7 protein-coding genes are annotated in these 10142 nt (G+C 48.6%); 6 read left to right on the forward strand and 1 reads right to left on the reverse strand.

The features are described from left to right. The 6 genes from VN105_RS10160 to bioA form a co-directional block, all read left to right on the forward strand. Window positions 1-252 (forward strand): winged helix-turn-helix domain-containing protein (locus VN105_RS10160; RefSeq protein WP_325640448.1); only part of this gene is annotated, 252 nt, incomplete at its 5' end. A gap of 25 nt (window positions 253-277) precedes the next feature. Beyond that, window positions 278-1543: a HAMP domain-containing sensor histidine kinase gene (locus VN105_RS10165; RefSeq protein ID WP_325640450.1), complete on the forward strand. Its 1266-nt coding sequence runs from the start codon at window positions 278-280 to the stop codon at window positions 1541-1543. A 38-nt stretch (window positions 1544-1581) separates the two neighbouring features. Further along, window positions 1582-3585, forward strand: coding sequence for a TonB-dependent receptor plug domain-containing protein (locus VN105_RS10170; protein ID WP_325640452.1), 2004 nt, complete (start codon window positions 1582-1584; stop codon window positions 3583-3585). Between the two features lie 52 nt (window positions 3586-3637). Beyond that, window positions 3638-5587 carry an LTA synthase family protein gene (locus VN105_RS10175; protein WP_325640454.1) on the forward strand — a complete coding sequence of 650 codons (1950 nt, stop codon included), beginning with the start codon at window positions 3638-3640 and terminating at the stop codon, window positions 5585-5587. A gap of 155 nt (window positions 5588-5742) precedes the next feature. Then, window positions 5743-8139 (forward strand): ATP-binding protein, encoded by a 2397-nt coding sequence (locus VN105_RS10180; protein WP_325640456.1) that lies wholly within the window; start codon window positions 5743-5745, stop codon window positions 8137-8139. A 45-nt stretch (window positions 8140-8184) separates the two neighbouring features. After that, the gene (bioA, locus tag VN105_RS10185; protein WP_325640458.1) at window positions 8185-9471 is read left to right on the forward strand and encodes an adenosylmethionine--8-amino-7-oxononanoate transaminase; all 1287 of its coding nucleotides are present in this window, start codon (window positions 8185-8187) and stop codon (window positions 9469-9471) included. 51 nt (window positions 9472-9522) lie between these two features. On the opposite strand, the gene VN105_RS10190 is transcribed toward bioA, so the two are convergent. Beyond that, on the reverse strand, window positions 9523-10002 hold the full coding sequence (locus VN105_RS10190; RefSeq protein ID WP_325640460.1) for a DUF2911 domain-containing protein: 480 nt from the start codon (window positions 10000-10002) through the stop codon (window positions 9523-9525). Window positions 10003-10142: the final 140 nt, after the last annotated feature.

Consider the following 10142-nt stretch of genomic DNA (forward strand, 5'->3'; position numbering starts at 1 on the left):
GTGCTGGTGCACAATAAATCCATTACCCTCACAGGAAAAGAATATCAATTGTTATTATATTTCATTGCCAACCAGCACAGGGTTGTTACCAAATCGGCGCTGGCAGGGCATCTGTGGGGCGATGAATACGACCAGGCCGGTTCTTACGACTTTATTTATACCCATATTAAAAACCTGCGAAAAAAAATGCTGGAAGCCGGTGGTGAAGATTATATCAAAACAGTGTATGGAACCGGTTACCGTTTTGGATAACACTATTTAAAAACAGCTTGTGTATATGAAACTGCTGACCAAAACAACACTGTATTTTTTGCTGATCATGCTGCCTGTTTTTACAGCAGGCGCTTTTTACCTCTATTCAAAATTCAACAAAGAGATAAAACATGAAACAGATGAAGAACTTGTGAACGACAAGCTCCAGTGGATGCGCTATCTCGATACCGCCCGCGTGGATAACCCCATTTTCCGCATCAACACCCCGGAATTTAACCTGCAACCCACAGAAAAAACGGCACAAACCCAACATAAATTAAAGAGCGTGGACATTTACCAGGAACCGGAAAATACCTACGCACCTTTCCGGCAACTCACCCAGGTAATACATGTAAATGATAGAAATTATGAGCTGGTACTGCGTAAATCGATCATTGAAAAAGATGACCTGGTGAATAACATCATACACGTAATGCTGGCAGCATTTGGGGGCCTCCTGCTGTTTGTACTGCTTTCCAACTGGCTGATCAGCAAAAGCGTGTGGAAACCATTTTACAGATCGCTGGGCGAAATACAAAAACTACAACTTAACAAACTGGAAACCATTGTTTTCGAGCGCACCACCACGCATGAGTTCAACCAATTGAATGCTGCCCTGGGTAGCATGACCACCCGCATTCACAGGGATTATACCAGTATAAAGGAATTAACGGAAGATGCAGCCCATGAAATGCAAACGCCCCTCGCCATTGCACAAAGCAAGCTGGAATTATTACTGCAGGACGATACGCTTTCCGAAACACAGCAGAACAGTATCCTTGCCAGCTATGAGGAGCTGCAACGCCTGTCGCGCCTCAATCATAACCTCCTGCTGCTGGCTAAAATAGAAAACCAGCAATACCCCGTAACAGTGCAACCGGATCTTTGTGCCGTTGTTGAAAAATACCTGCTGCTTTTTGAAGAACTGGTTAAGGAAAAAGAACTGCAGATCCGCAAAGAAATGGCTGCCACAGCCCCCTGGCCACTGCACCCTGCACTTGCCGATATACTGGTCAGCAACCTGCTGGGCAACGCCATCAAATACAATTATACACGTGGCAATATTACCATCCGCATTACAACGGATACATTTACGGTTTCAAACACCAGCCACCTGCCTGAAATCCCCTCCAACGTGCTATTCCAACGGTTTAAAAAACACAACAGCAACTACACCAACTCCAATGGGTTAGGACTGGCCATTATCAAAAAAATGGCAGACTCCTACGGTTTCAGCGTTCAATACGCCTATACAAACGGGGAACACAGCTTCCGCGTGGGGCGCGGCTGATCCAGATTTGCTCCAGATTCGATGTTTTTCTTTGTGCTATGAACAAGCATCTTAAATACATCATACCGGCTGCAATCCTCCTGGGTACAACAAGCATAGTGAATGCACAAAACCGTGTGCCCGTTCCCGTTAAAGATACCAGTCGCCCGGCTGTGAAAGATTCTATCAGCAAGGTATCCGACCTGGAAGAAGTAGTTATTTCCTCCACGCGGAACAACAGCCGTATTGAAGATCTGCCCATGAAAGTAGAAGTACTGGGCAAAGAAGACATGATAGAAGAAAGCGGTATCAAACCCGGGAACGTAGCCAGCATCCTGGGCGATCTTTCCGTGATCCATATCCAGAACACCTCGGCTGTAAGTGGCAACAACGCCATCCGCATGCAGGGACTCGATGGAAAATACACCCAGCTGCTGCGCGATGGAGTGCCCGTATACGAAGGGCTCAGCGGGAATTTCGGCGTATTGGCCATCCCTCCGCTGGACCTCAAACAGATAGAAATTATCAAGGGATCCGTTTCCACACTTTACGGTGGTGGTGCTATTGCCGGTATCATCAACTTTATTGCCAAAACACCCGGGGAAAAACCGGAACTAACGTTACTGGTTAATCGTAGTACATTAAAAGAAACAAATGTCAACGCTTACTATGCAGAAAAATACGGTAAAACGGGCTTAACCTTTTTTGCCGGCGTTACCACGCAAAACGCTACCGACGTTAATAAAGATGGATTCAGTGATGTGCCCCGACTGCGGCAATACCTGCTTCATCCCCGCTTTTTCTGGTACCTGGATCCCAAAACTACGTTCGTGGCGGGATACACCGGTACTATCGAAAAACGGGAAGGCGGCGATATGCAGGTACTCGATCATGCAGCTACAGACGTACACCGGTACACAGAAATAAACAACAGCGAAAGACATAGCATAGACCTCCAGTTCACCCGTAAAAGCCTGGGCGGCGGCGCCTTGTCCGTAAAAGGAGTGGGTAGCTTTTATCACCTGCAGAATAACGTGGAAACCTTTGCCTTACTGGGCAACCAGACCAGCACCTACGGGGAGGTTTCCTATCATAAAACAAGCGGCCGGCACGATTGGGTAGCCGGCATCAACAACACAGGTGAAATATATCACCGGGCCAAAGGCGACAGCACCCTGCTGGGCAACTACCGGTATAATACCACAGGAGCGTTTATACAAGACGGTTTCCGGATCACCGATCAGCTGCTGGCGGAAGCCGGGCTCCGCACCGACTATCATAATAGGTTCGGATGGTACGTTTTACCGCGACTGGCCCTTGTATATAAACCGGTAAACAACCTGTCCATCCGCCTCAGCGGGGGTACCGGTTATAAATCCCCGGCCGTTTTTACAACGCAAACGCAAACCCTGGGCTACCGTTACCTGTTGCCCCTCAGCGCCGGTATAAAATCCGAAAGAAGCCAGGGCATCAACTTCGACGGGAATTATCATACTAGTATAGGCAAGGTAGACATGACCCTGAACCAGGCATTCTATTATACCCACATTAAAGACCCTATCCTCCCCGTGCTGCAAACCGGCGGCCAGGGCATGTACCTGTTGCAGAATATGCCCTATGCCGTAAACAGCCTGGGCACCGATACTTACCTCCGCCTGGCCCTGGATGGCCTGGAACTCTACCTGGGATACAACCATACCGTATCCCGGTACAACAATACCACGCGCACCAACATTGCCTTTGCACCACAGGATAAGTTTGCCGGCACCCTTGCCTACGATATTGAAGGCAAATGGCGCTTTGGCATTGAAAACAGCTGGATAGGCCATCAATATGACGATAACAACCAGCCAACGCCCAACTACTGGTTCTGGGCAGCCATGATCTCCCGGCAGTTCGGCGAACACCTTACCCTGGTGCTGAACGGGGAAAACCTTTTCGATGCCAGGCAAGGCAAAAATGCCCCCCTGTTCACCGGTACCGTTACACATCCTGAGTTTGCGCCACTGTGGGGCCCTGTAGATGGAAGAATCATTAATATGTCATTGAAAGTTAATTTTTAGTTAAATCTCTCAGGAACGATGTACCTTCGCGGTCTTTAATTTTCTATACACCATGAATTTTGTAAAAAACAGGTACGCCGTACTGTTTGGCTTTGGTACCGTACTCCTGATCCTGTCATTCCTCGTTAGAACTGCCTTGCTCATATGGGCTTTTCCTCAATCCGGACTTCATTTATCCCATTTACCGGCCATATACGTCAAGGGACTTATTTACGACATCGGGGTGGCCTTATTTTTCACCATCGGTTATGCCTTGTATTTATTGCTGTTGCCCCAGCGGCTAAACAATACCTTGTTTAACAGGCTGTTCACCTACACCGGCTTTTTCCTCGCAATGGTGATCCTGGTATTTTCCTTTTTTGCGGAATTTACTTTCTGGGGAGAATATGCCGGCCGCTTCGACTTCATTGCGGTCGATTATCTCATTTACACCTATGAGGTGATCAGCAATATAAACCAGTCGTACCCCCTGCCACTGCTGATTGGCGGTGTATTACTGTTCACAGCCCTCATCACCTGGCTGCTGATCCGCAGGGGCACGTTCCGCAACAGCTTCCAGTCCAACACGCCGTTCCTGAAACGCCTGTTCACCTTTGCTGTACTGATGGGACTAATGCTGCTGCACATCTTCTTCATCAATAATACCTGGGCCGAAAAAAGCAAGAACCGGTATGCGCAGGAGCTTTCCAAAGCGGGCGTGTATTCCTTTGTATCGGCTTACCTGAATAATGAGCTGGCTTATGATAAGTATTACCTGCTGGAAGATGAAAACAGCGCTTTCACCCGGCTCCGCACACTGCTGCAATCGGCCGACAGCCACTACCTGGCCAGTGGCAACAGCATTTACAGGAGTATAACGGATACGGCTACACGTGTTACACCCAACGTGATAATGGTAACCATTGAAAGCTTCAGCGCCGATTTTATGGAACGCTTTGGCAACACCGGGCATATCACCCCGGTGCTGGACAGCATCGCCAAAGAGAGTATCCTGTTCACCAACATGTATGCTACCGGCACCCGTACGGTAAGAGGAATGGAAGCATTATCGCTGGCCGTGCCACCTACACCCGGACAAAGCATTGTTCGCCGGAAAAAGAATGAAAACCTCTTTTCCGTAGGCCAGCTTTTTGAAAAGGAAGGATACGAAAGCACCTTCTTTTATGGCGGCGACGGCTACTTCGATAACATGAATAAATACTTTGGTAATAACGGGTATGACATTACCGACCGGCTCCGTCATAAACTGGTAGACGACCATATTACCACTACCCGCACCAACATCCCCGACAGCGCAGTGCAGTTTGAAAATGCCTGGGGCGTGTGCGATGAGGATATTTACAATGCCGCTATTAAAAGCGCCGACCAGAAATATGCCGCCGGCAAACCATTCTATGATTTTGTAATGACCACCTCCAACCACCGGCCATATACCTATCCCTCCGGCAAAATAGATATTCCCTCCGGCAGTGGCCGCGATGGCGCGGTAAAGTATACCGACTACGCCATCGGGCAGTTCCTGAAAAAGATCAGTACCAGGCCCTGGTTTAAAAATACCGTGATCATTTTTGTGGCCGACCACTGCGCCAGCAGCGCCGGTAAAAATGAAATAGAGATCAGTAAATATCATATTCCCTGCATCCTGTACAATGTTCCTGGCATGGCCCCGCAGGAAATCAGCGTCATGTGCTCCCAGATAGATATCTACCCCACCCTGCTGAGTATGTTGCACTGGAGTTACAACAGCAAATTTTACGGCGAAAACGTACTGCTGCCGGACTACAAGCCCCGGGCCATGGTGAGCACCTATCAAAAGCTCGGCTACCTGGAACCCGGTAAACTGCTTATCCTGAGCCCCCAGCAGAAAGCGCAATGCTTTACCTGGAACAAGGAACGTAATGAGCAACGCAGCACCGCTATGGACAGCAGCCTTCTTAAAAACAGTATTGCCAGCTATCAAACTGCCTATTCGCTGTTTAAGAACGGCGGTATGGGAAAATAATGCAGCTACCGGGAGCCTCCCTTCCGCTCCCGGTAATAATTCCCTGTTCGTTTCTCCGGTTAATTCCCTAATTTTATTTCCCCGGTTTCAATGTAATTACCCCGGCATTCATAACCTGGCCTCTTTTTTTGCATTAAACAAAATCAACATCGCTCATGCTGGCTACTGCAGCGTTGCGTCAACAAAAATTACTGGATATCATTGGTAATATAGCTGCAAACGATGGATTGCAGGAACATCCCAATCATGCCATCCAGCAAATGTTGAGGCAACTGATGGAACTGACCGTAAGTGCTTACGGGTTTGTGGGGGAGCTGAAGAAAAGCAATACGCCACCGCAACTACATACTCTTATCATTATCAATCATGCCCCTGAACATGGCTGGAATTTTACCCCTGCCCTGCAGGAGGTAGCCGCCAGCGGGTTACCCCAGGTGCTCCCGCCGGGAGATACAACGCCTGCCTTTATCGGGCTGCCGGTGATACACCAACAGCAGGTAATGGCTGTTATAGGACTGGCCGCCAGCACCGCTTATGCTGCTGATACGGTTACTTTCCTGCAGCCGCTGTTGCAGGTATTGGGAAATCTTCACTTTCATGCCGCCCGGGAAAAGGAAACCTCGCAGCTGCAATCCGCTTTTACCCGGCTGAAATCCGAATGGGACTCCCTGATGCTTACCCTGGATGATATTTTATTTGAGATGAACGACCAGAAGGTCTTTACCAGGATATGGTGCAGTAACGACAGCCTCCTGTTCCGGCCCAGGGAAGAAGTGATCGGTAAAACCATCTGCGAAGCGCTTGGTGAATATGCCGGCGCCTTTGACCAGCTGGCCGACAAACTGCTGGAAACGGGAGAAGACCAGGAATATGTGTATCCCGACATCCGGCAGGGACCGGAAAACTGGTACCAGCTGAAAATGCGGATCATCAGGGACAAATTACCCGCCCCCCGGCGCATCCTGCTGATGATCCGGAATATCTCCGAAATTGAAAAAAAGAATAACAGCTATTTACAGGCACAATCGGAATTACGCCGGAGCAACCAGTTGCTCAGCATCTGCCAGCAAATGGGAAAAATGGGAGGATGGGAATTTAACATTGTCACCGGTGAAACCTATTGGACCCGCGAAGTGTATGAATTAAGAGAGGTGCCGCACGATTTCCCCATCTCCTTTCATTCCACTATTGCTTTCTGGCACCCGGATGATCAGCCCGCTTATATTGCCGCAAGGGAAGCGATGATCAGCCACAAAACGCCGTACGACCTGGAACTGCGCCATATTTCCGCCAGGGGTAAACAAACCTGGATGCGTACCATTGGCAGGGCAGTATACAATAATGATGGCCACCTTACACATTTCAGGGGCATTATCATGGATATTACTGATAAGAAAGATACCGAGCTGGCACTCACCGCGGCCCGGGACAGTGCACAGAAAGCCGCACAATCGAGAAGTGATTTCTTATCCGTAATGAGCCACGAAATCCGCACACCGCTCAACGCCATTATTGGTATCGCGGGCGTTCTCGGTGAAAACCCGGCGGCAGAGCAGGCGGAAGTGGTGCATAGCCTGCAGTTTTCTGCACATCATTTGCTTGGTCTTATTAACGATATCCTTGATTTCAGTAAGATGGAATCAGGAAAAATTGAACTGGAAAACATACCATTCGACCCCGAAGCCCTGCTCACAGGTATCATACGGAATTATCAGCCCATGGCCACCGGCAAGGGAATTGACCTGGTAGCCCGGCTCGATCGGTTGCCTCCTGCATTGGAGGGCGACCCCGTAAGATTATCGCAGATACTCAACAACCTCCTGAACAACGCCATCAAATTTACCGGCGCAGGGTCGGTAATACTGGAAGTCCGCCGCCTGAATACAGAAGCCGGCGCCTGTACCCTTTCCTTTGCAATAAAGGATACCGGTGTGGGTATTGTTCCGGAAATGCAGGATAAAATATTTGATACATTTGTACAGGAAGATTCCGCTACTACCCGCCATCACGGCGGAACAGGGCTGGGACTGGCCATTACCAAAAAACTGGTAGCACTTCACAACAGCAGTATTATCCTCGAAAGCAGAAAAAATGAAGGCACTACCTTCCGCTTTGATATCCGTTTTACCATACCGGAAACAGCGCGGAAAGACATATATCAAAAAAGCAAACCACAGGTGGGGCATCTGAAAAATATGAAATTGCTGGTGGTGGAAGATAATGCCATCAACATCCGTATCCTTGAGCTACAGCTGAAAAACTCAGGCGCTCACATTGAAACGGCCGGTAACGGCAGACTGGCACTGCAAAAAATGCAGGAACAATCTTTTGATGGGATCATTCTGGACCTGCATATGCCGGAGATGAACGGTTATGAAACCATTCCGCATATCCGGCACCTGCAGCCGGATGCATTTATCATTGTATTAACAGCTGATATAATGCCGGAAGTAACAGCACGGCTGGCCAGCCTGCATGTAAAAGATATGCTGCCCAAACCCTATGCTGCAGAGGATCTGCTGAGGATACTGGAGCAGTACCGGAAAACATAACGGCCTTTTATAGTACCTTCGCGCCTGCACCAACAGCCAGCAACTATGCAAACATCTTCTTTGTCGGCCCGTGATCTGGACGTGATCTGGCATCCCTACACACAAATGCAAACAGCTCCCGCCCCCATTGGCATTGTACGGGGTGAAGGCGCATTGCTTTTCGACGAAAACAATAACAGCTATATAGACGCTACCTCCAGCTGGTGGGTGAATATTCACGGCCATGCGCATCCGCATATTGCACAGCAGCTGGCGGCACAGGCACTGCAGCTGGAACATTGCATTTTTGCAGGGTATACCCATCCCCCGGCGGTTAACCTGGCGGAAAAACTATTACGGATCCTTCCCGCCAACCAGCGACGTGTTTTTTATTCAGACAATGGCTCCACTGCCATAGAAGTAGCGTTGAAAATGGCCATCCAGTACTGGGACAACAAAGGCACTCCCAGGCATAAGATACTGGCCTTTCACAACGCCTATCACGGCGATACGTTCGGCGCCATGAGCGTGAGCGGCAGAAGTGTGTTCACCCGCGTTTTTGATGACCGCCTGTTTGATGTTCAGTTTATAGAAGTGCCTGCGGCGGAAAACATCTCCCGGATCATAAACAACATTACAGCGCTGCAACCGGAAGATATAGCTGCCTTTGTTTTTGAACCACTGCTGCAGGGCTCCGGTGGTATGGTGATGTATGATGCCGCTGCTTTCGAACAGCTTCTTCAGTTTTGTGCGTCCAGGAATATCCTGCTGATTGCGGATGAAGTAATGACCGGCTTTGGCAGAACCGGGAAAAATTTTGCCATGGAATACCTGCAAACGCCACCGGATATTATTTGCCTTTCAAAAGGGCTTACCGGCGGGGCCATGGCCCTGGGCGTAACTACCAGCACCGCCGCCGTGTATGAAGCCTTTCTTTCCAGCGATAAGCTGAAAACACTGTTCCACGGCCACTCTTTTACTGCCAACCCCCTGGCCTGTACCGCAGCGCTGGCCAGCCTCGACCTGTTTACCGACCCTGCCTGCAGGGCCAACCGGGAACGTATACACGAAAAACATGCGGCATTCCTGGAAGAGCTGCGTAAATACACGATAATAAAAAATCCAAGATTGCTGGGTACTATCCTCGCCTTTGAAATAGTAACAGCTAACGCCGACGGTTACACGAATGCGTTGGCAGACGACCTGCATCGCTTCTTCCGGGCCAAAAAAGTGATGCTGCGGCCACTGGGCAATACCCTTTATATACTGCCACCCTACTGCATTACCGATGAACAGCTGAACGAAGTATACAGCAGTATCCGCGAACTACTTACCACCTTGTCATCATCATAAAAAAAGGGCACAGGCGTGATGCCTGTGCCCCTGGTATTTTTCCCGGCGAAATTATTTAACCGGTACAGATATTTTAGTATCATCCCATTCAAATACCACGGCATTTCCGGGTAAAGTGAAGGTCAGTTTTTCTGCAGGCGTAGACAATACTTCGCGTTTTACTTTCACGGATACTACATCCTGGCCTTTATTTTTATCATAATCATATGCACCCCACTGGCCCAGTTTACCATTCAGGATAACGGTCCAGGTTTTAGGATCAGGAATGGAGAAGAAAGTGTAAGTACCGGCTTTTACGGGTTTACCGCCAAATAGCACGTTTTTACTGAAAGTAATTTCAGTGGCTTCGTCGGCGCCTGTACGCCATACTTTACCAAACGGTTCCAGTTTACCAAAAATTTCACGGCCTTTTTTAGACGGTTGTCCGTACACTACTTTAATACCGTTGGCTTCTACTGTAACGTGGGGGCTTTTACGAGCCTTCTCCTGAGCAAAAACGAGGCTGGTAAAGGCCAGAAATAAGGTTGCCAAAAAGAAATGTTTCATTTTTTTAGTTTTTTCTGTAAGAAGTTGTTGTTGAGATACAGTAACAATTTAAATCATAAAAACCATCATAAACAAAACTATTGGATCAATGGTAAAATAACTCCATATTATTTCCCTTCACAAAT

It is taken from the genome of Chitinophaga sp. (genome assembly GCF_035564935.1).
Taxonomy (GTDB): Bacteria; Bacteroidota; Bacteroidia; order Chitinophagales; family Chitinophagaceae; genus Chitinophaga.

What these genes read in the sequence shown, in the direction of transcription:
- VN105_RS10165 (WP_325640450.1), top strand. Translation starts at nt 278, where the DNA reads ATGAAACTGCTGACCAAAACAACACTGTATTTTTTGCTGATCATGCTG.
- VN105_RS10170 (WP_325640452.1), top strand. Translation starts at nt 1,582, where the DNA reads ATGAACAAGCATCTTAAATACATCATACCGGCTGCAATCCTCCTGGGT.
- VN105_RS10175 (WP_325640454.1), top strand. Translation starts at nt 3,638, where the DNA reads ATGAATTTTGTAAAAAACAGGTACGCCGTACTGTTTGGCTTTGGTACC.
- VN105_RS10180 (WP_325640456.1), top strand. Translation starts at nt 5,743, where the DNA reads ATGCTGGCTACTGCAGCGTTGCGTCAACAAAAATTACTGGATATCATT.
- bioA (WP_325640458.1), top strand. Translation starts at nt 8,185, where the DNA reads ATGCAAACATCTTCTTTGTCGGCCCGTGATCTGGACGTGATCTGGCAT.